The organism is Telmatobacter bradus, from assembly GCF_048629425.1.
GTDB lineage: Bacteria > Acidobacteriota > Terriglobia > Terriglobales > Acidobacteriaceae > Telmatobacter > Telmatobacter bradus.
This window is the reverse complement of record NZ_CP184532.1, coordinates 1,369,130-1,393,977: the sequence shown is the minus strand read 5'-3', so window position 1 is coordinate 1,393,977 and position 24,848 is coordinate 1,369,130. Positions and strand designations below refer to the sequence as shown.

Here is a 24,848-nt window from a genome sequence, read left to right as displayed (position 1 = left end):
ACATTTGATTGCGATGATCGATGAAAAATCGTCAGGCCTGGTGCTGGCTTTCCAGGTGTTGGCGGCAATCGATCAGGCTGAAGAGTATCGCGCTGATCAGCACCATTGTGGCAATAAACCAGAGCGGCGCATTGTAGCTTCCGGTGGCGCGCACAATGTAACCGAAGAGCACGGTGCAGGTAAAACCACCCACCTGTCCTGCAGTGTTCATCATGCCCGTAGCCGCACCACTCAGGCGGCCACCGATCAGCAAACAAAGAGCCCAAACCGACGGCAGCATCAGATCCATCACCCCAAAGCCAAGCGTGGAGAGCACCACCACGGCCACTTTGCCGTGCACCATGGCCATCGCGGCAAGAATGCCGGCGGTGAGCGTAAGGCACACGCAGGGAATCAGGCGCAGAGCCAGACGCGCGCCCCAGCGATGCGTAAGTTTGTCGCCCAGTACGCCACCCAACAGATTGCTGCCCATACCGACGATGAACGGGAACGAAGTCAGCAGCACGCCATTCATTGAGAAGCCCGCCGCATGCACCAGCCATGTGGGATACCACGAGAAATAGAACCATGTGCCGCAGGCATAGCAGGCGTAGGCCAGCGCAATCAGCCAAATGGACGGTAAACGCAACAGGCTGCCGAACTCGCCGGAGTGCGCCGCTGCGTTGGGCTGGCCAATCTCGTCGACTTCAGCCTGTGTAATTTCCTTCTGTTCGACAGGATGATTGCGGAACCACGTCCACCAGAGCGCGGACCAGCCGAAGCCCGCCGCACCCAGCAGCCAAAAAACGCTGCGCCAGCCAAAGTACATCTGCAAGGGAACGATCAGCAGCGGAGCAAGTGCGCCCCCCATGCGACTGGCCGACCAGATGAGCCCTTGAGCGCGTGCCCGCTCACCGCGCGGAAACCAGCGGGAGACAACGCCGGCAGCATTCGGGTAGGCTCCAGCGGCTCCAAGACCAAAGAGAAAACGCACGACGATGAGTTGCCAGAATCCGCGACAGAAGCCGGTGAGCACATCGAAGCAGGACCACCAGCCGACAATACGGGTCAGCTCGGCGCGTTGGCCGCTGTGATCACCACGAATGCCGGAAGGAATTTCGAAGATGCCGTTGGCCAGCACGTAGGCACTGAGTACCCAGCCCCACAGGCGTGGGTCAATGTGCAGGTCGGCCTGAATGCCAGGACCGGCAACTGCCACAGCCAGCCGGTCCAGAAAGGTAATGATGGATAGAACGGCCAGCAGGCCGAGCACTTTGTGACGCTGCTTCAACGGGCAACCTTTATTCTGCAATCACGGCAGGTAACCCAAGTTTTGCACGCACACTCTTCACCGCCAGCTCAGGGCTGGAAAAGACCGGCGCTTGCAGCAAGCCGGGCTCAAGCGAACTGACCACGCGTGACATGGAGGCCTGCGCCAGCACAATGGCGTCGACGCCTTTCATATCGTTCAGCAGCGCCTGCCTGAGCAGGTTATCGTGAGTTTCCACGTCGCCCGCCAAAACGGCAGGAAAAGCATCTTCACACAAACACTCTACCAGCCGAAGCTCACGTCTGGCTTCCGCAGCCTTCTGGCGTAGCAAATTGGTGGTGGGCTCAAGCGTGGTGCGCAACGTTGCCAGCACGCCAACCGTGCGAGCCTTGGCCACAACGACCTCGGCCATGGCCTCATCGATACGCAGAACAGGAATATCGAAGAGCTTTTGCGCCAACGCCACACCCTCCCCAATCGAAGAACAGGTGGTAAGCACGGCATCCGCTCCAGCAGCCTCGGCCGATGCAATCTGATCGATCATACGGCGCATGGTGATGCGGCGCAGCGAACCATTGCGAACCGTATCCTGAATCAAACTTTCGTCAGAGACATGAAAGATGCGAACTTCAGGAAGATGTTTCTTGCATAACTCAGTGAACATGGGTACCAGCGTGTGACTGGTGTGGATCAGCGCCAAAACAGGCTGAGGTGTCGTAGTCAAAGCTCGACCTTTCTTCCGGCCAATCCAGCACAAGACAGGATCTCCGGGGGAGATTACACAGCAATCCGTCCGAAATTAAACTTCAAGCAAGATCAAAGTACAGAGTTTGCTGAAAACAGAAAACCGGGAACTTTGAGCGGACGAAGGTTCCGCCATGAGGAACGAAAAATCAGGAACTTTACAGAAGAGACAAGGCTGGAATTCCAAAAACCCAGAAGGATGAATTCGCTTTGCGGAACCATGACCAGCCCTACTGAATTCACTGCAACGGCCTCTCAACCCATGCGCTGCATGTGGTACAAGAGAGCCAGGATTTAGAAAAGAAAAATACCCTCATGATGAAACTGAATCGAACGCGCAGGCTTCCGGATGGTCAGTTCCGCGCTCTTCTTTTTGCCGTTTTCGTTGCTCTGGTTGGCCTGCCCACTGTTGCACGGGCACAGTCCCGCACGCTTTTTCTGGGATCAGCCTGGTACCCCGAGCAGTGGCCCGAGGCGCGCTGGGAACACGATCTGGAGCGCATGGAAGAAGCGCATCTGAACGTAGTGCGCGTGGGTGAGTTTGCCTGGAGCCGCATGGAGCCAGCCGAAGGCCACTACGATCTGGACTGGCTGGAACGGGCTATCCGGCTGGCGGAAAAACATCACATCCAGGTGGTTCTGGGCACACCGACCGACGCGCCCCCGGCGTGGCTGACGCGGTCCTATCCGGAAACTTTACGGACCGACACCACAGGCCGCACTGCGGAACACGGAAGCAGACGGCAGTTCAACTATGCGAATCCGCGCTATCGCGAATTCTGCGCCGCAATCGCTGCCGAAATGGCCAAACGCTTCGGGCACGATGCGAACGTAATCGGCTGGCAGATCGGTAACGAGCTCACCGATGAATCGTTCGATGCAGCCACACGTGCGCAGTTCGAGCAGTGGCTCAAGCAACGTTATGGCACGCTCGACAAACTGAACGACGCGTGGGCCACTGCCTACTGGAGCCAGACCTACGACCGCTGGGACGAGATTCCTCTACCCACGGCAGGCGGCAATCCAGGGCTGCTGCTTGAGCATCGCCATTTTGTCACCGACACATGGCGCAGCTTTGTGCGCGTGCAGATCGATGCGATCCACCGTTCCGCTGAACCACGGCAATTCATCACGACCAACATTGGCGGACTGGGCTGGAGCGACAACTTCGACCATTACACAATCAATGAAGATCTGGACCTTGCCTCATGGGACGATTACGTGGGTCAGGGCCATCTGAATACCACACGCAATGGCTTTATGCACGACTTTGTGCGCGGCTGGAAGCAAGCCAACTTCTGGGTGATGGAAACGCAGCCCGGCATGGTGAACTGGGCGCCGATCAACAACATGTTGGAACCGGGCGAAACGCGGGCGATGGCCTGGCAGGCAGTGGGTCATGGAGCCGACGCAGTGCTCTACTGGCAGTGGCGGGCCGCGCTGAACGGGCAGGAACAGTACCATGGAACGCTGGTCGGCGTGGATGGTGAACCAGTTCCCGTCTACAAGGAAGTAGCGCAGACAGGCGCGGAGTTCGCGCTTGCCAGCCAGGCCCTCGCCGGGACTACGCCGCAGGCGCAGGTGGCACTGCTGCACAGCTACGACAGCCGCTGGGCGCTGGATGGACAGTTGCACAATCACAACTACGATCAGCTTGAAGTACTGCTGGGCTATTACGCGCCGCTGCGTGCGGCAGGACAGACAGTGGACGTGGTGCGGCCCGAAGCTGCGCTCAGCGGCTACAAGCTGATTTTTGCGCCTGACCTGAATCTGATTTCAGAAGCTCTGGCCAAACATCTGCTCGAATATGTGCAGACCGGCGGGCACCTGATTCTGGGCCCACGCACAGGCTTGAAGAACCAGTGGAATGCGCTCAATGAAACGCGCCAGCCAGGTCCATTGGCTGAGGCACTGGGCGCACAGGTCGAGCAGTTTTACGCACTCGACAAAGATGTGGAGATTACAGACGGATCCTCCATGGGCAAGGCCACACAATGGGCCGAGCAACTGACCACGCATACTGCTGACGTCCGCATTCTGCTGCGCTACGGCCATGCCAACGGCTGGCTCGATCATCAAACGGCGATGGTGGAACGTCCTCTGGGAAAAGGCACGATTGCCTATCTTGGCGCAGTAGTAGACGAAGCCACCATGCAGCACATCGTGCAACGCGCCCTTGATGCGACAAAACTGAAGCCCGAGTTCGGCACAGTGCCTGCGCAAGTGGAAGTCTGCCGACGCGTGAACACGCAAAAGACAGTATTCATCGTGATCAATCACGGCAACACGGCGTCTGATGTAACTCTGGCCGCTCCCATGCGCGATCTGCTACAGGATGGAAAATCCGTGAGCAGCTTGCATCTGCAAGCACAGGATGTTGCCGTACTGCTCACGACAGGAAAGGGTCTTGAATGAAGATAAGGATGACACGCCGCGGTTTTGTGAGCGGCTTGACGGCAGCAGCCCTCTGCAGGCCGCTGCTCGGCCACACAGAAGAGTTTTCGCAAGCTGAGATTGTACCTTTTCGCACGCCGTACAAGCTGAACAAGCTGGTGCTCAAGGCTTCAGGCGATGCGGCAAGTTTTGATGCCAAGGCCGTGGACGACCCCTTCGTCTTTCGCCATGAGGGCCAGTTCTACATGACCTACATTGGCTTCGACGGAACGGGCTATCAGACCGGGCTGGCGCGCTCCCGTAATCTGCTGGACTGGGAGCGCCTGGGCTGCATTGCGCATCGCGACGCTAACACGCGCTACACCAAATACAACGTGGCGCTGAGCACGATTCTGCACGACTGCAATCTGACTTCGGGCAACACGCTCAAGAAGGTCAATGGGCGCTATCTGGCGGCATGGAATGCGTACCCCAACGCGGGCTACGAAGAGGGCGCGGCAGTGATTGGCCTTGCCTGGAGCGACGATCTGCGGCACTGGGAACTGACCGACCCAATCCTCTTTCCGCAGGATGGCGCACCGTGGGAACACGGCGGATTGTATCGACCGAATCTGGTGGAGGATCGCGGCACGTATTACCTCTACTACAACGCCAAGACCGACAAGCTGCCCAAGAGCCAGGGCGGAGGATGGCGCGAACAGAGCGGCGTTGCCACCTCGCGCGACTTGAAGACCTGGACGCGTTCGAATCTGAACCCACTGCTGCAGAATGGCAACGCCGATTCGCGGGATGGAAAATTCGCCAGCAATCCTTTCGTGGTGCGCCACGGCAAGGTGTGGGGCATGTACTACTTCGGCTTCGACTTCAAGGGCAAGGCGCGCGAATTGCTGGCCCTCGGCTGCGATCCGTACCACTTCACCAAGATCGACGAAGTGCTGGTAGATACTGGCGCTCCCGGCACAGTGGACGAAACCTTCGCTCACAAAACTTCCGTGATCTATCACGAGGGAGCGCTCTACCACTTCTATTGCGCCGTCTCCGGCAAGTGGCCAAACGAAGTGCGCGGCATTGCGGTAGCGAAGTCGAAACCGTGGTAACGAAGTTCCATGTTCCAGGGGCTAGATTCTAGGTCTTTGACCGTTTGAATTTGTACCCAGGCTGGGTGCCCCAGGTCCCTCTTTTTGGACCTGGGAAAGCACAAACCCAAGATATAAATGAATGCGATCAGAGACCTGGCTGCGAGGGATTTCGCGCCAGCACGTTATAGTGGCCTGAACCAACCACCACGCGCACTGCCTTGCCTTCAATGTGTGAACCGAGCACGCCCGCAGCATGATTGGCGGGTTTGCCGTTGATCGTGATGGCCTCGGGTTGACCGCTTTCAATCTGCAACGTCGCCGTTGCTCCAGTTGGCACTACGAATTCATAGTCGGTTTGCGCTGCCCCACGCTTCCAGTTGCTATCGATGCGGCCCAGCGTGGAATCGTAATGTGTACGCACCCAGCCGAGGCCAGCCAGCGCACAGGGATGAAGCAGAATACGTTCGTTCTCTTTGCGCGTAAAGTCTACGTCGATACCGCCCAGCCCGCGATAGAACCACTCTTCCGCATGGCCAAGCATGAAGTGATCCTGTGAGCTTGTGGGGTTCGCTTCCCATGCCTCGGTAAGCGCGGTTGCGCCCTTTTCCAACTGATCGCCGTAGCTGGGCGCGTCGGTGCGCTTGAGCATATCGAGCAGCACATCGTCGCGACCAGTCTCGCTGAGCGCCTTCACCACGTAGTGAAAGCCAATGTCGCCTGCAGTCACGTGATTCTGATAGGCGCGAATATCGCTGACCAGCACATCGAGAACATTGGCACGCTCCTCGGCAGTAACCAGACCGAGGGCAAGCGGCATGGCCTGCGCGGTCTGGCTTCCATGGTCATAGCGATGTGCAGAAGCATCAAAAAAACGCGCATTGAAAGCCGCTGCCACACTTGCCGCCTCGCGTTCGCTGGCTTCGGCATCTTCTGTTTTTCCAAGAAGCTTTGCAGTAGACGCCAGCACGCGCAGGTCCTGATAGTAGATGGCCGTCGAAGTGACGCCGGGCGAGGTAAGTTGCGCCACACCCGGCGCGGCAGGACCAATGTCGTACCAGTCGCCAAGGCCGTAGCTCACAATGCCGTTCTGTGCGCGGCTGTGCAGATAGTCCACGTAGCGCTTCATCACGGTATAGTTACTGGACAGCGTGGACAGATCGCCGGTCTGCTGATAGACGTACCAGGGCGCAAGCACGGCAGCGCTGCCCCACTCGGGCGAATCGTTGAAGACGTCGTATTTAGGCTCGAAGACGACGTACTGCGGCGCAACTTCGGGCACCATGCCAGCCTTCTCGCCACTCTCCCGCTGCGCATCAGCAATGTTCTGGAAGGTTGCAGCAAAGAGCGAACGGAAATCGTAGTCGTAGAGAAGCGAGGAAGCCAGCAGATGCGTCTCCTCCAGCCAGCCAAGTTTTTCGCGGTGCGGGCAATCGGTAAAAATGCTTTCCGAATTGTTCTCAATGGCACGCTGGATGAGTGCATGAATTCTGTTCAGCAACGGATCAGAGGACTCGAAACTACCCACCGCAGGCGCAGAGGAATGTACAGCCTGTCCACGCAAGGCAAGCAGGCGCACGGGAGGATTCACAGCGTCCGGCGCAACCGTTGCTCCCTCCACCTGCAAATAGCGAAATCCGTAGTAGCTGAAGCGCGGATGCCAGCGCTCGACGCCCTCACCACGCAACGTGTAACTAAACCATGCGGGGCTGCCGGAACTGCGTTGCGAGACTGTGCCGTCTTCTTTAAGCAATTCGCCGGGAATAATCTTGAGCGTCGCTCCGGGCTGGCCGCTGACTTCAATCTCCGGCCATCCAGCGATGTTTTGCCCCAGATCGTAGACGATCACACCGGGCTTGATTGCACGAGGAGCAGCAGGCGCATACGACTTCATTACGCGAATGGGTGCGCTGAGTTCAGAGCGCAGTTGGCCGCCCGGGGAAGGCACCGTGAGCACAGGCTTCCAAGCAGAGTCGTTGAAGCCCGCACGATCCCATCCGGACGGATCGCGCCGCGCATCGTAATCCTCGCCACCATAGATTGAGGTGAAGACGATGGGTCCGGGCGCCGTCTTCCAGGAAGCATCGGTGAGCAGCTCCTGGTGCGATCCGTCCGCATACTCAATGGTAAGCTGGGCGATACACTGCGGAGGACCGTAAACAGAGGCGAATTTGGTGTAGCGCCCTTTGGTTTTGCGCACGCGATACATGCCGTTGCCGAGTGCGATGCCGAGCGCATGATCGCCGCGCTGAAGTTCTCGGGTAAGGTCGTAGCTGTCGTAATAGATGGTCTTGCGATAGTCGCTCCAGCCGGGAGTGAGTTCGCTATCGCCAATCTTCCGGCCATCGATGCGGGCAGCGTACTGGCCAAGCCCGGAGATGCGCAGAGTGGCACGGCGCACGGGCTTGCGGATGCTCAGCGAGTGGCGAAAGAGCGGCAACGGCTCATCGCCCTGTTCGGCATCAGTGGGGTATGCGGCAATCCACTGGGCCGCGCCGGGAAAATCTTTTCCAGTCGCCGCAGACTGGGCACGGCAACGGGCGTTCCAAAAAGCGGAAACCAGGACAAGGAAAACAACAGCCAGCAGAACAGATTTGATTCGCATCCTCACAGCTTAGAACCTCCAGAGGTTGATAACGCAGGCAGGCGCGAAATGCAATACACATGCGCTCTTGTTTCTGGTAGCGTGATGCCATGCGCAAGTCGATTGTGGTTCTTTTTGCTGCCTGGTTTCTTGGTTGGAATACGCTTGAACAGAAAACGCTGCTGCATGCGCAACAGAATTCCACTGCCGTGGAACAACAACTGCAACGCGTGAATGCGGACGTGCAGAAAGGACCGTTTTCCGCGGATTGGAACTCGCTGGGCGGCTATCGTGTGCCCGACTGGTTCCGCGATGCGAAGTTCGGCATCTTTGTACACTGGGGCGTTTTCTCGGTTCCAGCCTATGCCAACGAATGGTACCCACGCAATATGTATCTGGAAGGCAACGACGCCAACAAGCATCAGGTTGCCACCTACGGCTCGCTGAATAAGTTTGGCTACAAGGACTTCATTCCGATGTTCAAGGCGGAGAAGTTCGACGCCAAGGCCTGGGTGGATCTGTTTGCGCGCTCCGGCGCACGCTATGTGGTTCCAGTGGCCGAGCACTGCGATGGATTCTCGATGTACGACTCGTCAATCAACCCCTGGAACGCGGTGAAGATGGGCCCGCATCGCGACATTGTGGGTGAGGTTGCAGCGGCAACGCGGGCACGCGGGCTGCACTTTGGCGCATCGTCGCACCGGGCCGAACACTGGTGGTGGTACGAGGGCGGAAGAAAAATTGACTCCGATGTGAATGACCCGCGCTATGCGGAATTATATGGACCAGCCATGCCGCAGCATCTGCCCGGCGACACATCCAAAAAGGAGCCTGACCCGCGCCATCTGGAGAAGTGGCTGGCACCGGACAAGGCCTTCACCGACGACTGGCTGGCGCGCACTGCAGAGATCATCGACAAGTACCAGCCGGAGTTTTTGTATCTGGACTGGTGGATCGGGCAGCCGGCCTTTCAGCCGGACTTGCAGCGACTGGCGGCCTACTACTACAACCACGCGGCGGCCAGTGGACATCCGGTAGTGCTGACCTACAAAGAGTACGACTTTCCCGAGAATGCTGCGGTGCTGGACGTGGAGCGCGGCAAACTGGACGCGCTGCGTCTGCTGCCGTGGCAGACCGACACGTCGATCAGCGTGCACTCCTGGGGCTACATTGAAAACGACGAGTATCGCGATGCAAAATCGCTGATTGATGAGCTGGCAGACGTGGTGAGTAAGAACGGAAACCTGTTGCTGAATGTGGGACCAAGGGCCGACGGCACCATCCCTGAAAAGGCGCAGAAGATTCTGCTGGAAATGGGTCACTGGCTCGACGTGAATGGCGAGGCCATCTACGGCTCGCGGCCGTTCGCGCTCTATGGTGAGGGACCGACCAAAGTGAGTTCGCAATCGCTCTACAGCGACAAGCAGGAGTACACGCCCGCCGACATTCGCTACACGACGAACAAGGGAATGCTCTATGCCATTGCGCTGGGTTGGCCAAGCGATGGCACACTCAAGCTGAAGAGTCTCTACAAGGGCAATCCATACTTGAGTACGACCGTGTGTCGCGTGGATCTGCTGGGGCAGACAACGCAGATGGAGTGGAGCCAGGAGGAGGACGGCCTGACGATCAAGCTGCCGCATGCCGCAACCGATGAACCGGCCTTCACCTTCCGCATTCACACGACGAAAGACGGCGTATGCAAGTAGTAAAGAGAGTAGCTGTGCGCTGGATTCACGCTCGTGGTCTCAAGCCCGTGCTCTTTGCCGCAGCCCTGCTGGCAGCGACGCACGCCTTTGCACAGCAACCACTGCTGGACTCAGCGGCCGATGCGACAAAGCTGGCGATGCCTGCCGCAAAAACCTTGACGGAAGAGTTCGTCTGGACCGCAGGCGATGCGGCGGCACTACGCCCTGACCACGACAAATTCACCTATCGCGACACGCAGAAGAAGACAGAGCCCCATTTCTTCCGCAGAGAATTCAACCTGCCCCACGTCCCCGCACAAGCCACACTTTATATAGCGGGGCCGCGAATCGTGCGAGTTTTTCTGAATGGGCAGTTGGTACTTGATGCGCACTGCGATGAGAGTTCGCCGCTGAATACGCATGTGTACAGCGCGGATGGGTCAAAGGCATTGCGACCGGGCAAAAACGTGCTAGCCATAGAAGCCGTGCGCGGGCGCGGCATTGTGGCAGCCAGCGATTCGCCCCTTGTGCAGCAGGTCGCCTTCGGTGAAGTGCTGACGGCCAAGATCGTCGCGGCAGAGCGCGGCCTGCCTGGCACAGTGCTTGCCAAGACTGATGCAGACTGGCGCAGCACGCTTGCCGCTGGCGATGGATGGCAAAAGCCGGAATTTGACGACAGCAGTTGGACACGCGTGCAATCGCTCGGCCCCATCGAAAGCAGAATCGAATTCCGGCAGTGGAATCTGGATGCAGGACTCTACGATTGGCCTGGCTACATGGGGCTTTCGCCCGCCTTGCGCACCTACACGCTGCTACCGGCAAAGGCCACACTGCTTACGCCAAACGCACAGGCCGTGGAGCATCTGGACGCACTCACTCAACCCCGTGCAGAGCAGCCCTTTGCCGTCCAGGCCACGGCCAGCGGGCCTGTTGAAGTGATGCTCGACTTTGGCAAGGAAGTTGCGGGCAGACTGCTGGTGGAATCCAGACAGAATGCGACGATGGAAATCAGCTACGGCGAGTCGGAGGCCGAGGCGCTGAGTGGGAAAAACTATCTGGGCGTGAATCCGATCTTTGCTCCGGCCAACGAAGTTGCACGCGGTCCGAAGAGTGGCTTTCGCTACGTGCTGCTGCGCTTCAAAAATGAAGAACGCGTGGCCTTCCGGCAGATTCGGCTGGAAGGGATTGCCTACCCGGTCGAGTACAAGGGCAGCTTTGAATCGAGCGACGAAAAGCTGAACCGCATTTGGCAGACGGCGGCCTACACTGTGCACCTTTGCATGCAGGATGGCGTGTGGGACGCACCCAAACGCGACCGCGGCTGGTGGGTGGGCGATCTGGACGCCAGCACGGCGGCAATCGACGCTGTGTTTGCTGACAATCGCCTGCTGAACGAGACGCTCACTCATCTGCAACCACCTGTCGGCAAGCATGTGAATGGAATTCCGTCGTACACCGGACTGTGGATCGAGACCGTGGCCAGCATCTACCGGCGCGACGGCGACCGCAGACAGCTTGCAGCGCGGCAAGAGGAACTGCACACGCTGCTGGAAAAATTGGTCGGCGAACTGGAGCCGGACGGCAGCTTTGTGAATCGCAAACATCGCTGGCTCTTCGTGGACTGGTCTCCGCAGATGTTTGCCTACGATGATGCAGCACAGCTTGGAACGGCCATGGAGATTGCGCGGGCGCTCAGAGATGGCGCATGGCTGATGGAAGAACTCGGCGACAGGCAGGCTGCCACGCAATACAAAGCGCAGGCCGCGCAGTGCATCGCCAGCGTTCGCACACGGCTTAAGCAGATTCCACCGGAAGAGGCTACGCGCTGGCAACTCAGCACGATGGCCGTGCTCTCCGGCGCAGCGCAGAAGAACGACTTCCCTGCACTGTGGCAGGATTCGTTCCGCTCCATTGAAGCCGACGACAAACAGACGCAAACAATTTCGCCCTACTTCAACTGGTACCTGCTAGAGGCGCTCACCCGCATGGAGCATCGGCAACAAGCGCTCGACTGGCTACGACGCTACTGGGGCGGCATGCTCGATGAGGGCGCAACCAGCTTCTGGGAGGCCTACGACCTGAACTGGCCCAAGACGGATCCGCACCAGTACCTGCAGGCCGACGGGAAGACTGGCTTTTTTGTCAGTCTGGCGCACGGCTGGTCAGCGGGACCAGCGGCGTGGCTGGAAGAAAATGTGCTGGGTGTGCGGGCGCTTTCGCCCGGCTATCGTCAGGTGGAGATCCGGCCCGAGCTGCTGGGACTGAAGTGGGCCAAAGGCCGCGTTCCTACGCCACAAGGAGCGATTGCGGTGGAGCTGCTGCCCGATGTGACAACGATAGAGCTTCCTGCGGACGTGCAAGCGCGGGTGCTGGTTGCTGCCGCAAACGGCAAGGTGCTTGTGAACGGCAAGCTGGTAAAAACAGAAGCTACGGAAGAGGCTTCGCGCAGAGCCGTAGAACTTAATCAGGCTGGTCGCTACAGAATCGTTCCGCAGCTCTGAGGACAGCCTAGCGGCTGGCGGCAATCATCTGCGCGGCGTGCTGCAAGCTGGTGTCGGTAACCTTGGCACCGCTGAGCATGCGCGCCACTTCGTGGGTGCGGGCGCGGTCGTCAAGGGTGCGAATGCGCGTTTTGGTGCGGCCATCCTCTTCGCGCTTTTCCACCACCAGATGCTGATCGGCGAAGGCAGCGATCTGCGGCAGATGCGTTACGCACAGCACCTGCTGGGCACGGCTGAGCGCCTTCAGCTTATGGCCCACAGCCTCGGCAGCGCGGCCACCAATGCCAATGTCGATTTCGTCAAAGACCAGTGTGCGCGGGGTGGGATGTTTGCTGCTTTTCGATGAGTGTTCTTCCACCGCAACCTTGAGCGCCAGCATCACGCGCGACATTTCGCCGCCCGAGGCAATCTCGATGAGAGGCTTGACGGGTTCACCGACGTTGGTTGCAATCCGGTAGTCCACCTTGTCCCATCCAGTTGCGCTCCAGGCCGATTCCTGCCGATTGTCTTCGACAGCCACTTCAAAGCGCACCTTCATGGCCAGCGAGTTGATCTCAGCCTCGGCCTGTTTGGCCAGCTTGAGCGCCGCAGCCTTACGCACGCTACTGACCTTGGCGGCTTCAACGCGATAGGCTTCCGCGGCCTTGTCCACATCGATGCGCAGGGTCTTCAGCAGTTCGTCGCGGTCTTCCACCTCGCTGAGCTTACGCGCCGCCTCGGCACCAAAGGCAATCACATCCGCCACGGTCTTGCCGTACTTGCGTTTGAGCCGGTCCAGCAGGGCCAGACGGTCTTCAATCTCCTCCAGCCGCTCGGGTGAAGCGTTGATCGTCTCGGCATAATCGCGCAGGCTGGTCGCCACATCGTCGATGGTTGCCCGCGCACCGGCCAGCTGCTGCACGGCATCGCTGAAGCGATCATTGTAGCGGGCCAGTTCTTCCACGTTGCGCAGCGCTGCCTGCAGAGCGGCCTCGGCGCTTGACTGACCTTCATAGAGCTGCTCGAATGCGCTCTGCGCGGCGGCGTAGAGCTTTTCCGCGTTGGCCAGAACGCGCTTTTCTGTCTCCAGTTGCTCGTCTTCGCCCGCCTGAAGATGTGCCGACTCAATCTCTTTTGTCTGATAGCTCCACAGATCGACCATGCGCAGGCGGTCCTGCTCACCTTCCAACAGATCGTTAAGCCGCGCCCGAGCCGCGCTCCAACGCGAGTAGGCGGCACTCACTTCGTCCAACGCGAGCCCGGCGTAGCGATCCAGCAAAAAGCGCTGCTGATTCTGATCGAAGCTGGAAAGCGTCTCACTCTGCGCATGCACCAGCGCCAACTCAGGCGCAAGCTGCTTGAGCACACCCACCGTGGCCTGCTGATTGTTGATGAAGACGCGACCCTTGCCGCTACTGAGCACCTCGCGCCGCAGCAAAACCTCATTGCCCGCGCTGTCGATGCCATTGGCCTCCAGCAGGGCCTCGGCTCCGGCCGTTGACTCGAAGACGCAGCTCACAATGGCCTTCTCGGCCCCGTGGCGCACCACGTCGGCGCTGGCCTTGCCGCCCATCAAAAGGGCCAGAGCGTCCACCAGAATCGACTTGCCAGCGCCGGTTTCGCCGGTCAAAAGGTTCAAACCGGGGCCAAACACGGCAATGGCGTGATCTATGACGGCGTAATTTTCAGCGCGCAATTCGACGAGCATGGGTCAAAGGGTCCTGAAAACAAGTAGATTCCGAGCGCAGCATAGCATGGCAGGCCTACGATTGCTCAGTACAGTTTTGCATTTTCTTCTCTTTAGTTGCCAGAGGAATCAACTGTCAGTGCATAGTAAACGGTGGATGGAGCCCTGCAAACCTGCCCCCGCACCCGAAGCGTTACTTGGGCTCACCGGGGGCTGGCTGGTATCGTCTATGTAAAGAGATGTTGAACCTAACCGCATTCTTCCTGCTTTTCTTGCAGTCCGACAGCGGCTCGACGCCGGCAACTTTGCCGACTTCGGGCTCCAGCGCGATCGTCGATCTGGCGCATAACATTGGGCCGATCGCTGCCGGTGTACTGCTTTTGCTAGCCTTGGCAAGTATCTATTCATGGACGGTCATTCTGAGCAAGATCGGCACCTTGCGCCGCGCTACTCAGGACAGCCGCCGCTTTATCCGCAGCTTCCGCAAGGCCACGCGCCTGCAGGATATTGCCACCCTGGTCAGCGACTGCCCAGCCAGCCCCATGGCGCAGGTCTTCGAAGATGTGTACGAGACCTACAAGCGCCAGACAGGCGGCACGGGCGCACCGCGCAACATTGCGCCGCTGGAACGCAGTGCGCAGACGGCGGCCAGCGAGGCTGTAACAGCCCTGGAACGCCGCCTGACCTGGCTTGCCACCATTGCCTCGGCCAGCCCGTTCATCGGCCTCTTCGGCACGGTCATGGGCGTTGTCGATGCCTTCCACGGCCTCGGCACCGAAGGCTCAGCCACACTGCATGCCGTGGCTCCGGGCATTTCGGAAGCGTTGATCACTACTGCCGCCGGCCTGTTTGTGGCCGTACCCGCGGTAGTGGCCTACAACCAGCTTTCGGCTCGCATCCGCGTCTTTGCCTCGGCCATTGATGACTTCTGCCGTGAACTGCTGAACTCGATTGAGGAAATTCCTCAGCGCGCTCCGCAGGCACCGGCACCCAACTCCGGCTACGGGCGGGAGGCGGAGCGTGGCGTTTACAAATAACAACGGCCGCACCCAGTCGTCGCTTGCCGAAATCAATATCACTCCGCTGGTGGACGTGGTGCTGGTGCTGCTGGTCATTTTCATGATCTCAGCGCCGGTGCTGCAGTCGGGCATTGAAGTCAACGTGCCCAAGACGAAGACGGTCAAGGAAATTACCGAGCAACGGCTGGTGGTAACCATCGACCGCGACCAGAACGTCTTTTTGGGCGACAAGCCGGTGAATATTCACGATCTTGGCGACAAGTTGCATCAGGGCAACTCCGATCCGTCGAAGCAGATTATCTATCTGCGCTCCGACGAGCGTGTGCCCTTCGGCGCTTTCGCCCAGGTGATGGACGCGGTCAAACAGGCCGGCATCACCAATGTGTCGATCGTGACGCAGCCACTGGATACGAAGAAAGCTGATAGCGAGTAAAAGGGACTAGTGGCTAGGTTGATTGTGCTATTCGCTCGCCTGCAGCTTCTAGTCACCAGCTTCTAGCCCCTAGAACCTAGTCTTTAAACCATGAACGAAAACGGCGCAAAACTCGAACAGGAACTGCTCCCGGAGCCCATTGCAGTCTCGGCGGCGGGGTCGTTGACCCTGCATGGAGTCCTGTTGGCGACCGTGCTCTGCTGGGGATGGGCCATGGGGCTTTTCCATCACAATCAGTGGGGCAGCAAAGGCATGGGCAGCAACATGCAGGTGAGTCTTACCGCGGCTTTGCCCCTGCCCAACGATCAGCCGGCGAACAAGAACGTGCTGACCACCGACACACCCAGTCCCGCTCCCGCGCCGCCGCAGCCCAAGACCAAAGAAGTTGAGGACGATAAGGCCACGCCCATCGCCACCAAGGTGAAGCAGCAGCCCAAACCGCAGGCTAAACAGCAGGCGCAGCCTCAGCCGAAGCAACAACAACAGCCCAAGCAGCAAGCGCAGTCTACGGCCCAGAAAGCCTCCAAAAACCAGCCCAAACCTGTGCGCGACAATCAGGCGCACTACGGTGAACAGTCTGGCAGCGTGATTCCACGCGGTGTGCAACAGCACGGCAACAACGGACCGGCGCAGGTGGGCGACAGCGACTTCCAAAGCATGTTCGGCTATTATGTTGCCGGGATCAACAGCAAGATGAGCCAGGCCTGGAACCGCTACGAGGTGGATCCACGCACGCCCCACGGCACGCGCGTCTTTATCCTGTTTACGATTCATCGCGACGGCAGCCCCAGCAATGTGCAACTGGATCGGTCCAGCGGCAGTCCTACGCTGGACCGCTCCTGCATGCGCGGCGTTCAACGCATAGACACATTTGGTTCCCTGCCTCCGGCTTATAATCAAAGCACTTTGAAGGTCTCGTATTATTGCGAGTATTAGGCCCTGATTCCCTTCGGAACTAAAGCCCTTTACTCCTTTGTCGATGTTTTCTGTATGGGCTTGATCCCGTACCCTTCGCATGATTTTCAAGTTGAGGACAAAATTACAGAGTATTTTTGTCCTCAACCGGGTTTCCTTAGAGGAGGGCTTACGTTTCGCATGAAGGGTTTCTCCAGAGTACTGCCTCTTGTTGCATTTTCCTTGCTTGCTTTGGCTGTTCCCGGGCTCAACGCCCAGGACGAAGTGCATACCGGCACCAATCAGGGCAATCAGCGCATCAGTCTGGCGGCAGCCGACTTCAAGCCGGTGGGTGCCGATCCACTGACGCCCGCGCTGAAAACCGTCTTTGACAGCACACTTTATGGCGATCTGGATCGCGCCGGCATCTTCAAAATGGTGGCTAAGAGCATGCAACCCACGGCCATGCCCGGTTCGCCGCAGGAAATTCAGATCAGCCAGTGGTCTGCCCTGCCTGCCAATGCGTCCATGGTGGCCTTTGGCGCTCTGGCCGCCAATCATGGTCGGCTGGTCGTCTACGGCTGGCTGGACGACACGCATAACGCGCAGAATCCCCAGGTGCTGGCCAAGCAATATAACGAGGCCGCTAACGAAGAGATGGCGCGCACCGTCGCCCATCGCTTTGCCGATGAGATCATCTATCGCCTGGGCGGTGGCATCAACGGCATTGCTGAAACCAAGATCTACTTCGTCAGCTCGCGCTCTGGTTCCAAAGAGATCTGGGCGATGGACTACGACGGCCAGAATCAGCATCAGGTCACGCATCTGGGCACCATCTCGCTTTCGCCGCGCATCTCGCCAGATGGCACGCGACTGGCCTTTGCCTCGCTCGGCTCGGGTGGCTGGGCCATCCGCATGTATTCGCTGGAACTGGGCCGCGTGATCGGCTTTCCGGCAGGCGTAGGCGGCGGCAGCAATCTTTCCCCGGCCTGGTCAGCGGACGGCAGCAAAATCGCCTTCTCCAGCTCGCGCACCGGAGATCCTGAAATCTATGTGGCCAGCGCCAACGGCGGTGATCTGCGCCGTGTGACCACCTTCCATGGACCCGACGTTGCTCCCACCTGGAATCCCAAGACCAACGCCCAGATTGCCTGGGTGAGCGGCCGCACCGGTCTGCCTCAGATCTACACCATGAGCGAAGACGGCTCTGGCGTGCAGCGCATCACCGATGGCGGCTACGCGGTTTCGCCCTCCTGGTCGCCCGACGGACAGTTCCTGGCCTTTAGCTGGAATCGCAAATACGGCCCCGGCGATCCGGGCGGCGTGGATATTCACGTCATCGATCTGGCCACCAAGAGCTATCTGCAGATTACCCACGAGTCCGGTTCGAATGATTTCCCGAGTTGGGCTCCCGATACCCGTCACATCGTCTTCGAGCGCACCGTGGGCAAGCGCAGCGACATCTGGACGATGCTCTCGGACGGCACCGACCAACGCCAGCTGACCCACAGCGGCAACAACTTTATGCCCAACTGGAGCAGCAAGTAAAACCAGAAGAGCCGGGATCGTGCCTACGATCACAGCTCTTCCGGTTTCTGGACTCCGCCGCTTCAGGATGGACTATCATTTGAGTGTTGCTTTTAGTCCAGTCCGTGGTCACGGACTGGACTAAAAGTAACCATATGGATGCCGTCGCCCGGTGATCTTCCGCCGGACGGAAAGAACAAATACGGCACCAAAGAACCACCATTTTACGCATTGCAAAAGGAGCATTTCATTGATCTCACGGAATCGCATGTTTGCTTGTGTTGCTGTTCTTGCTGCCTTGGTAGCTGTCACGGGTTGCAAGAAGAAGACGCCGCCTCCGGCTGTGCCCACCGCACCTCCGGTTGCCATTGCGGCCCCCACCGCGCAGTTGACGGCCACTCCGGCCGTAATTAGCGCGGGCGATCAGGTTCAGCTCAGCTGGCGCACCACCGGTGCCACCTCGGTTTCCATCGATGGCATCGGCGAAGTTCCCTCGGCTGGCGTCAAGACGGTTACGCCCTCCGTCAGCACCACCTATCATCTGGTAGCTCGTGGCGATGGTGGATCGACCGACGCCACGGCGGCAGTTACGGTCAATGCTCCGCCGGCCGTCGTCGTGCCCTCCAACACCCTGAGCGCCGAAGAAGAATTCAAGGCCAACGTGCAGGATGCCTTCTTCGATTACGACACCTATGATGTGCGTGGCGATGCTGCCTCCACTCTGGCCAAGGATGCCACCTATCTGACCAGCCATCCCGACGTCAAGGTCGTGCTCGGCGGCTATTGCGACGAGCGTGGCTCGAACGAGTACAACCTGGCCCTCGGCCAGAACCGCGCCGACGCTGCCAAAAAGGCCCTGGTGGCTGCGGGCGTGGCCGAAAGCCGCATCCGCGTCATCAGCTACGGCAAGGAAAAGCCCTTCTGCTCCGAGTCAACCGAAGAGTGCTGGCAGCAGAACCGCCGCGCCGGCTTCACGCTGGACCGCTAGAGCAGTCATTGTTGATTCAACCGGCACAGCCTGAGCCGTGCCGGAATCCTTCCATCCTACGGCCGCCTGAGCCCTTCGCATGCGAAGAAGCTCCGGCGGCCGGTCAGACAGGTGATATATGTTTACAGGACGAGCAGTGCGTAATCGAATTGTTTGGGCGGCCATGCTGGCCGTCGTTCTTTTTTCCGCCCCCAGACCGGCGCATGCCGTCTCCAAGGAAATGGTGCAGTTGCAAACCCAGGTACAGCAGCTTCTGGACATGGTCCAGCGGTTGCAATCGACCATGGACACCAAGTTCGGAGTGCTGCAGAATCTGGCCCAGCAGACCACGGACCAGAGCACCCAGATGAACACCACGATCAGCACGCTGCAGCAGAAGCTGAACGCGCTGAACGATGCGGACGGCGGCAAGATCGACGGCGTCAGCGGCCAGATCCAGTCGCTCAACGATTCAGTGGACGAACTGAAGACGCGTATTACCAAACTTGATAAAACCATGCAGGACCTGCAGGGCCAGCTGCAGAACAACAACCAGCAGCCCCCGGCCAACGGCCAGATGCCCGGCATGCCAGCCGCCTCCGCACCCGCTCCAGCGGGCGGCAATACTCCGGCGACGCCAGCCCCGGCCGCCAGCGCCGCGCAGAATGGAACCTCTGCACCGCCGCTGCAGGACACCTATCAGGCGGCCGTACGTGACTTCAACTCCGCCCGTTACTCGCTGGCCTCCAGCGAATTTCAGGACGTGGTGCACTACTATCCGACCGATGATCTGGCCGGCGCAGCCCAGTTCTACGAGGGTGAAATCGCCTACCAGCAGAAGAACTACCAGGACGCCATCACGGCCTATAACAACGTTCTGGAAGGCTTCAGCGGCATCAAGCAGGCGCCTGCCGCACAGTTGCACAAGGGCCTTGCCCTGCTGGCGCTGAACAAGCACGATGCCGGCGTCCACGAACTGCGCTCGCTCATCCAGCGCCATCCGCAAACCCCCGAAGCCCAGCACGCCCGCTCCAAGCTGAACGGCCTGGGCGTGAAGATTGTTGGCAAGTAGCTTCCAGCCTCTAGCTCCTAGCTTCCAGCTCTGACGAGAAAGCCCCGCTATGGCGGGGCTTTCTCGTCTAAAAAATGCTTGATTCAGAAACGTCCAAGTCTTATACAAGAACGACAACAGCCCGGCATATGCCGGGCTGTTGTCGTAAAGCTGGAAGCTAAAAGCTGGAGGCTGTTCTTACTGCCCCAACGCGTGCGGATCCTTGTCACCACCGGCCAGCTGGCTCTTGTGGTGACGCACATCGTCGCCCTGCACCCAGAAGATCACGTCCTCGGCGATGTTGGTGGCATGGTCAGCCACGCGTTCCAGGGCGCGGCTGATCATCAGCGCATTCAGTGCCTGCGGGGCCAGATGGCTCTGCTCCTCCATCACCCGGGTCAGAGACTTATAGGCCGCACGATTCATCGCGTCCACGGCATCGTCCATGGTCAGCACATGGCGGGCCGTCTCGGCGTCCGCATCAATGAAGGCCTGCAGACACTTGCGCACCATCTCGCTGGCTAACTGCGCCATGCGCGGAATATCCACTGGCAGATCGGCCTCGGCCATCTGCTCCATGGTGCGCACGCGGTCGCTGATGCTCTTGGCCGAGTCTCCCACCCGCTCCAGGTCGGCATTGATCTTGATCACCGACAGAATGAAGCGCAGATCAATGGCCATGGGCTGCTCCATCGCCAGCAGATCAAGCGCTGCCTGATCGATTTCGCGCTCCAGACGGTTGATGGCCATCTCACTGCGGCTGACCAGCTCACAGATGGAAAGATCGCGCACACGATAGGCCTCAATAGAGCGCTGAATGGCCTGTTCCGCCAATCCGGCCATGACCAGGAGCTTTTCCTTGAGTTCTTCGAGGCTTTGCTGAAAACGAATGCGTGTCATCCGAACCTGCCCGTGATGTAATCCTCAGTGCGCTTGTCGCTGGGGTTGGTAAAGATCTTGTGTGTGGTGTCGAACTCGACCATGCGACCGTTCAAAAAGAAGCCGGTATTCTCGGCTACGCGCGCCGCCTGCTGCATGTTGTGCGTCACGATGACGATGGTGTACTGGCTCTTGAGTTGGAAGATCAGATCCTCAATCTTCGAGGTGGAAACCGGATCGAGGGCCGAGGCCGGCTCGTCCATCAACAGCACCTCAGGATCAACCGCGAGCGCGCGGGCAATGCACAAACGCTGCTGCTGGCCACCCGACAGGCTGGCACCTGACTTCTTCTTCAGGTCGTCCTTCACCTCGTCCCACAGAGCCGAATTGCGCAGGCTCTTTTCCACGATCTCGTCCAGCGCCTTGCGATTGGTGAAGCCATTCAGCTTGAGGCCTGCTGCCACATTGTCGTAGATCGACATGGTAGGAAACGGATTAGGCCGCTGGAAGACCATGCCGACGCGGCGGCGAATCTCCACCGGCTTGGCGTCGCCATAAATGTCCAGGTCGCCCATCTTGACCATGCCGGTCACGCGGGCAATCGGGTTGGTCTCATGCATGCGGTTCAGGCAGCGCACAAAGGTGCTCTTGCCGCAGCCCGAGGGGCCGATCAGCGCGGTGGCGTGATTGGCCGGGATGTTCAGGTTGATGTCCTGCAGTGTGTGGTTTGAGCCATACCACGCATTCAGGTTGACGACCTCGATGCCGACGCCCACGTTAGTTTGCCCCTTTCAGAACGCCGCGGCTGGTCACATAGCGCACCAGCGAGACGGCAAGCACAATCAAAACAATCAGAACCAGCGCACCTGCCCAGGCCAGACGATGCCAATCGTCGTAGGGCGAGATGGCGTACAGATAAATCTGCAACGGCAAAGCGGCGATCTCACGATTGAGACTCGTGCTCCAGAAGGCGTTGCCGAAGGCGGTAAAGATCAGCGGAGCCGTCTCACCCGCCACGCGGGCAAAGGCCAGCATGCAGCCGGTGATAATGCCAGGCGAAGCCGTGCGCACCGTAATCGAAAGCACCGCGCGCCAGTTGGGCACACCCAACCCAAGCGCCGCCTCACGGACCATATTCGGCACCATCAGCAGCATCTCTTCCGAGGTACGGCAGACGGTGGGAATCATCATAATGCCCAGCGCCACACCACCCGAGAAGGCCGAGAAGTGATGCATGGGCACCACCACCAGCGAATAGGCCGCAATGCCCATCACAATGGAGGGCACGCCGTTGAGCACGTCGGCGGTAAAGCGGATGGCGTTGGCCAGCTTGGTGCCACGGCCAAATTCGGAAAGATAAATGCCACCACCAATGCCGATCGGCACACCAATCAGACTGGCCACACCCAGCAGAATGCCCGAGCCCACAATGGCGTTGGCCATGCCGCCGCCCGCTTCACCCACCGGCTTTGGCACCTTGGTAAAAAAGTCCAGATTCAGCGAGCTTGCGCCCTTGTAGATCAGGTAGACGAAGATAGCCACCAGCGGCGCGATCACCAGAATGGTGGAACCAACAGCCAGCACGGTTGCAAGATGATCGGTCAGGCTCCGCATCCGCCTGCGCATGGTAAATTGAGCTGCGCTCACAGTACGTTCTCCTTAGTGTGCCTGCGACGGAGCGCCACGGGTAACGGCCCACACCAACAGGCGGGCGATTGCATTCACGATGATGGTCACGATGAACAGTGCCAAACCAAGTTCCATCAGCGCGCTCAGGTGCATGTCACCAGAAGCTTCGGCAAACTCGTTGGCAATCACCGAGGCCATGGAGCTGCCGTTGGCCAGCAGTGACCGGCGAATCTCCGGCGAGTTGCCAATCACCATGGTGACGGCCATCGTCTCGCCCAGCGCACGGCCCAGCCCCAGAATCACGGCACCCACAATGCCGATGCGGGCGTTGCGCAGCACACCCATGCTGATCATCTCCCAGCGCGTAGCACCCAGCGCCAACACCGCTTCGCGCTGCGAATGCGGAACGGCCGTCATCACCTCGCGCGTCAGCGAACTGATGACGGGCAGAATCATGATGGCCAGAATGATGCCGGCAGCCACAAAGCCCAGGCCGGTCGGATTGTCGTCGCCGAAGAAGCCCGTCCAGCCAAGCGTTGTGATCAGAATCGGGTTCAGATGCTCACGAAGCAGCGGCACCAGCACAAAAAACGCCCACAAACCGTAGATCACCGAAGGAATGGCAGCCAGCAATTCGGTCAGGAAGGCCAGCGGTCCACGCAGCAGCTTCGGGCAGATCTCCGTAAGGAAGATGGCCACGCCTATGGCCAGCGGCACGGCCAGCAGCAGGGCCAGAAACGAGCTGACCAGCGTGCCATAGATGAACGGCAGCGCGCTGAAGTGCTCGTTGACCGGGTCCCAGTAGGTAGGCATGCTGGTGTACGGATCGATGATGGTTTTGTAATAAAACGAAAGACCAAACTTGTTCCACGCCAGCTGCGAGCGAACGATCAGCTCACCGGCGATCAGCACCACAATGCCAAAAATCGAAAAGGCGCAAAGAATCATCATCCAGGCAAAGCCACGGTCTGCCAAAGCAGAGTTGCCTCGGCTGGTCAAAAATTGACGCACCGCACTGGCAGGCGCGGGCCCGGCGGGGGGAGCCGATTGCGTCTCCACCGACGACGATTCCGGCTGTACTTGAAGCTGGGCAATACGGATCTCAGGCACGGTCATACTCACTCCCTTCAGGCTACCGGGGATATGTGAACAGGAGGTTACAACTGCCGTAAATCAAATCATGCGAATGAAGAAAATCTGGTTACTTTCGGTTCTGAACCGTACGATTCTGCTTTTTCCGGAGCACTGCTGAAATTCCCCCTCCAGGCTTCTACCTGCCGCCCGTCGCTGGAAATTTGACGGCGGTAAGCGTTTGCCTGCACAAAATCAAAGAAAATCGCTGTACTAAAGCAACTTCTTCGTTTTCTGCACACTCTTCGGCATGTTACAAATCGTGTATGGGACCAAGAAAGCTTTCGACTCCGCCAGGCCACGTCAACCTGCGGATGCTGGCTGAACATCTGCAACTTTCGCAGACCACCGTTTCGCTGGTGCTGAACAACTCGCCCTCGGCCCGCTCCATTCCTCAGGAGACGCGCGACCGCGTGGTGGAGGCAGCCCGCAAGCTGAACTACCGTCCCAACTACTTTGCCCGCTCCCTGCGCCAAAGCCGTTCGATGAGCGTTGGCGTGCTCGCTCCCGACCTGAGCGAAGGCTACTTTACCCGCGTAATGAGTGGCGTAGTCGATGAGCTGACCAAGGCCCACTACTTTTATTTTACCGCTTGCCATGACTGGAAGAGCGAACTCATTGAGCAGTATCCGCGCATGTTCGTCGAGCGCTCGGTGGATGGCTTTCTACTGCTGAACACCCCGGCCGACAAAATCGACGTTCCTACGCCCGTGGTGGCCATCTCCTCGCACAGCAAGGCCGGGAATGTGACCAACATCGTGGTCGATCATCATGTTGCCGTCGAGCGGGCGCTCCGGCACCTGTTCGACCTGGGCCATCGACGCATCGCCTTCATGCGTGGCCCCAAGGCCATTCCCGACTCAGAAGTGCGCTGGGATGAGATTCAGAAGGTAGCCGCAGCGCTCGGGCTCAAGCTGGACCCGGCACTGGTCAGCCACATCGACGATGCAGGCTGGTCCATGAAGACCGGCGTGCACCCCATGGCCCCGGAAATCGGCTACAAACCCATGCGCGCCCTGCTCGATAAAACCCGCAACTTCACCGCCGTCTTCTGCTTCAACGACATTGCCGCCATCGGTGCCATCCGCGCCTTACGCGACGTGGGACTGAGCGTGCCCGGCGATGTTTCCGTGCTAGGCTTTGACGACATTCTCTCGGCAAGCTACTTCTCGCCCGCGCTAACGACCATACGCCAGCCGCTCACCGAGATGGGCCGACTGGGTGCCAAGGTTCTGCTGGAACGCATCGCCAACCGCGAAAACCCCTTCGAGTCAGAGATCGTTCTGCAGCCGGAACTGGTGGTACGCGAGTCAACTGGAGCAGCTAAGCTGTAAGCCCCAGCTTCACCGGCTGCGGAAAAACTCTTTGCGGAGGGAGGCGAGGGTTTTAACCCTCGCAAAAGTTCAGGCGCAGAGT

General features: G+C 59.1%; 19 protein-coding genes. 11 read left to right on the top strand and 8 right to left on the bottom strand.

Annotated elements, in window-relative coordinates:
- Positions 1-31: 31 nt before the first annotated feature.
- Together ACOBR2_RS05890 and ACOBR2_RS05885 are read right to left on the bottom strand one after the other, a co-directional pair.
- Complete coding sequence (locus tag ACOBR2_RS05890) at positions 32-1,270, bottom strand: MFS transporter (protein WP_420239116.1); 1,239 nt, start codon at positions 1,268-1,270, stop codon at positions 32-34.
- A 10-nt stretch (positions 1,271-1,280) separates the two neighbouring features.
- Entirely contained in the window at positions 1,281-1,973 is a 693-nt protein-coding gene (locus ACOBR2_RS05885; protein WP_420239115.1) for an aspartate/glutamate racemase family protein, read from the bottom strand.
- A gap of 335 nt (positions 1,974-2,308) precedes the next feature.
- On the opposite strand from ACOBR2_RS05885, the gene ACOBR2_RS05880 reads away from it, so the two are divergent.
- Together ACOBR2_RS05880 and ACOBR2_RS05875 are read left to right on the top strand one after the other, a co-directional pair.
- Positions 2,309-4,408, top strand: a complete 2,100-nt coding sequence (locus ACOBR2_RS05880; protein ID WP_420239114.1) for a beta-galactosidase — start codon at positions 2,309-2,311, stop codon at positions 4,406-4,408.
- Positions 4,405-5,484 carry a hypothetical protein gene (locus ACOBR2_RS05875; RefSeq protein WP_420239113.1) on the top strand — a complete coding sequence of 360 codons (1,080 nt, stop codon included), beginning with the start codon at positions 4,405-4,407 and terminating at the stop codon, positions 5,482-5,484. Before ACOBR2_RS05880 ends, ACOBR2_RS05875 begins: the two co-directional genes overlap by 4 nt.
- Positions 5,485-5,611: 127 nt before the next feature.
- Here ACOBR2_RS05875 and ACOBR2_RS05870 read toward each other — a convergent pair whose 3' ends face one another.
- On the bottom strand, positions 5,612-8,068 hold the full coding sequence (locus ACOBR2_RS05870; RefSeq protein ID WP_420239112.1) for a family 78 glycoside hydrolase catalytic domain: 2,457 nt from the start codon (positions 8,066-8,068) through the stop codon (positions 5,612-5,614).
- A gap of 89 nt (positions 8,069-8,157) precedes the next feature.
- Between ACOBR2_RS05870 and ACOBR2_RS05865 the strand changes: the two genes are divergently transcribed.
- Together ACOBR2_RS05865 and ACOBR2_RS05860 are read left to right on the top strand one after the other, a co-directional pair.
- Positions 8,158-9,756 carry an alpha-L-fucosidase gene (locus ACOBR2_RS05865; RefSeq protein WP_420239111.1) on the top strand — a complete coding sequence of 533 codons (1,599 nt, stop codon included), beginning with the start codon at positions 8,158-8,160 and terminating at the stop codon, positions 9,754-9,756.
- Positions 9,747-12,236 carry an alpha-L-rhamnosidase C-terminal domain-containing protein gene (locus ACOBR2_RS05860; RefSeq protein ID WP_420239110.1) on the top strand — a complete coding sequence of 830 codons (2,490 nt, stop codon included), beginning with the start codon at positions 9,747-9,749 and terminating at the stop codon, positions 12,234-12,236. The genes ACOBR2_RS05865 and ACOBR2_RS05860 overlap by 10 nt, the downstream gene beginning before the upstream one ends.
- Positions 12,237-12,243: 7 nt before the next feature.
- On the opposite strand, the gene recN is transcribed toward ACOBR2_RS05860, so the two are convergent.
- On the bottom strand, positions 12,244-13,923 hold the full coding sequence (gene recN / locus ACOBR2_RS05855) for a DNA repair protein RecN (protein WP_420239109.1): 1,680 nt from the start codon (positions 13,921-13,923) through the stop codon (positions 12,244-12,246).
- A gap of 218 nt (positions 13,924-14,141) precedes the next feature.
- Here recN and ACOBR2_RS05850 point away from each other — a divergent pair, with 218 nt between their 5' ends.
- From ACOBR2_RS05850 to ACOBR2_RS05825, 6 genes are all read left to right on the top strand, one after another.
- A complete protein-coding gene (locus tag ACOBR2_RS05850) occupies positions 14,142-14,939 on the top strand; it encodes a MotA/TolQ/ExbB proton channel family protein (protein WP_420239108.1) in 798 nt (265 codons plus the stop codon).
- Positions 14,923-15,354, top strand: a complete 432-nt coding sequence (locus ACOBR2_RS05845; RefSeq protein WP_420239107.1) for an ExbD/TolR family protein — start codon at positions 14,923-14,925, stop codon at positions 15,352-15,354. Before ACOBR2_RS05850 ends, ACOBR2_RS05845 begins: the two co-directional genes overlap by 17 nt.
- A gap of 90 nt (positions 15,355-15,444) precedes the next feature.
- A complete protein-coding gene (locus ACOBR2_RS05840) occupies positions 15,445-16,290 on the top strand; it encodes a TonB family protein (RefSeq protein ID WP_420239106.1) in 846 nt (281 codons plus the stop codon).
- A 159-nt stretch (positions 16,291-16,449) separates the two neighbouring features.
- Complete coding sequence (gene tolB, locus ACOBR2_RS05835) at positions 16,450-17,796, top strand: Tol-Pal system beta propeller repeat protein TolB (protein WP_420239105.1); 1,347 nt, start codon at positions 16,450-16,452, stop codon at positions 17,794-17,796.
- A 229-nt stretch (positions 17,797-18,025) separates the two neighbouring features.
- Positions 18,026-18,763, top strand: a complete 738-nt coding sequence (gene pal, locus ACOBR2_RS05830; RefSeq protein WP_420239104.1) for a peptidoglycan-associated lipoprotein Pal — start codon at positions 18,026-18,028, stop codon at positions 18,761-18,763.
- Positions 18,764-18,899: 136 nt separating this feature from the next.
- Positions 18,900-19,814, top strand: a complete 915-nt coding sequence (locus ACOBR2_RS05825) for a tetratricopeptide repeat protein (RefSeq protein WP_420239103.1) — start codon at positions 18,900-18,902, stop codon at positions 19,812-19,814.
- 177 nt (positions 19,815-19,991) lie between these two features.
- Here ACOBR2_RS05825 and phoU read toward each other — a convergent pair whose 3' ends face one another.
- From phoU to pstC, 4 genes are read right to left on the bottom strand one after another with little or no spacing between them, the layout of a single operon-like run.
- Positions 19,992-20,693 carry a phosphate signaling complex protein PhoU gene (phoU, locus tag ACOBR2_RS05820; RefSeq protein ID WP_420239102.1) on the bottom strand — a complete coding sequence of 234 codons (702 nt, stop codon included), beginning with the start codon at positions 20,691-20,693 and terminating at the stop codon, positions 19,992-19,994.
- On the bottom strand, positions 20,690-21,448 hold the full coding sequence (gene pstB / locus ACOBR2_RS05815) for a phosphate ABC transporter ATP-binding protein PstB (RefSeq protein WP_420239101.1): 759 nt from the start codon (positions 21,446-21,448) through the stop codon (positions 20,690-20,692). Before pstB ends, phoU begins: the two co-directional genes overlap by 4 nt.
- Position 21,449: 1 nt before the next feature.
- Positions 21,450-22,319 carry a phosphate ABC transporter permease PstA gene (pstA, locus tag ACOBR2_RS05810; RefSeq protein ID WP_420239100.1) on the bottom strand — a complete coding sequence of 290 codons (870 nt, stop codon included), beginning with the start codon at positions 22,317-22,319 and terminating at the stop codon, positions 21,450-21,452.
- Positions 22,320-22,331: 12 nt separating this feature from the next.
- On the bottom strand, positions 22,332-23,417 hold the full coding sequence (gene pstC, locus ACOBR2_RS05805) for a phosphate ABC transporter permease subunit PstC (RefSeq protein WP_420239099.1): 1,086 nt from the start codon (positions 23,415-23,417) through the stop codon (positions 22,332-22,334).
- Between the two features lie 281 nt (positions 23,418-23,698).
- On the opposite strand from pstC, the gene ACOBR2_RS05800 reads away from it, so the two are divergent.
- On the top strand, positions 23,699-24,766 hold the full coding sequence (locus ACOBR2_RS05800; RefSeq protein WP_420239098.1) for a LacI family DNA-binding transcriptional regulator: 1,068 nt from the start codon (positions 23,699-23,701) through the stop codon (positions 24,764-24,766).
- The last annotated feature ends 82 nt before the right edge of the window (positions 24,767-24,848 follow it).

Bases quoted from the DNA above. Each gene is read 5' to 3' on its own strand.
- ACOBR2_RS05860 (WP_420239110.1), top strand. From the start codon at position 9,747: ATGCAAGTAGTAAAGAGAGTAGCTGTGCGCTGGATTCACGCTCGTGGT.
- ACOBR2_RS05875 (WP_420239113.1), top strand. From the start codon at position 4,405: ATGAAGATAAGGATGACACGCCGCGGTTTTGTGAGCGGCTTGACGGCA.
- ACOBR2_RS05880 (WP_420239114.1), top strand. From the start codon at position 2,309: ATGATGAAACTGAATCGAACGCGCAGGCTTCCGGATGGTCAGTTCCGC.
- phoU (WP_420239102.1), bottom strand. From the start codon at position 20,693: ATGACACGCATTCGTTTTCAGCAAAGCCTCGAAGAACTCAAGGAAAAG.
- pstC (WP_420239099.1), bottom strand. From the start codon at position 23,417: ATGACCGTGCCTGAGATCCGTATTGCCCAGCTTCAAGTACAGCCGGAA.
- ACOBR2_RS05840 (WP_420239106.1), top strand. From the start codon at position 15,445: ATGAACGAAAACGGCGCAAAACTCGAACAGGAACTGCTCCCGGAGCCC.
- ACOBR2_RS05800 (WP_420239098.1), top strand. From the start codon at position 23,699: ATGGGACCAAGAAAGCTTTCGACTCCGCCAGGCCACGTCAACCTGCGG.
- ACOBR2_RS05865 (WP_420239111.1), top strand. From the start codon at position 8,158: ATGCGCAAGTCGATTGTGGTTCTTTTTGCTGCCTGGTTTCTTGGTTGG.
- ACOBR2_RS05850 (WP_420239108.1), top strand. From the start codon at position 14,142: ATGTTGAACCTAACCGCATTCTTCCTGCTTTTCTTGCAGTCCGACAGC.
- tolB (WP_420239105.1), top strand. From the start codon at position 16,450: ATGAAGGGTTTCTCCAGAGTACTGCCTCTTGTTGCATTTTCCTTGCTT.
- recN (WP_420239109.1), bottom strand. From the start codon at position 13,923: ATGCTCGTCGAATTGCGCGCTGAAAATTACGCCGTCATAGATCACGCC.
- ACOBR2_RS05870 (WP_420239112.1), bottom strand. From the start codon at position 8,068: ATGCGAATCAAATCTGTTCTGCTGGCTGTTGTTTTCCTTGTCCTGGTT.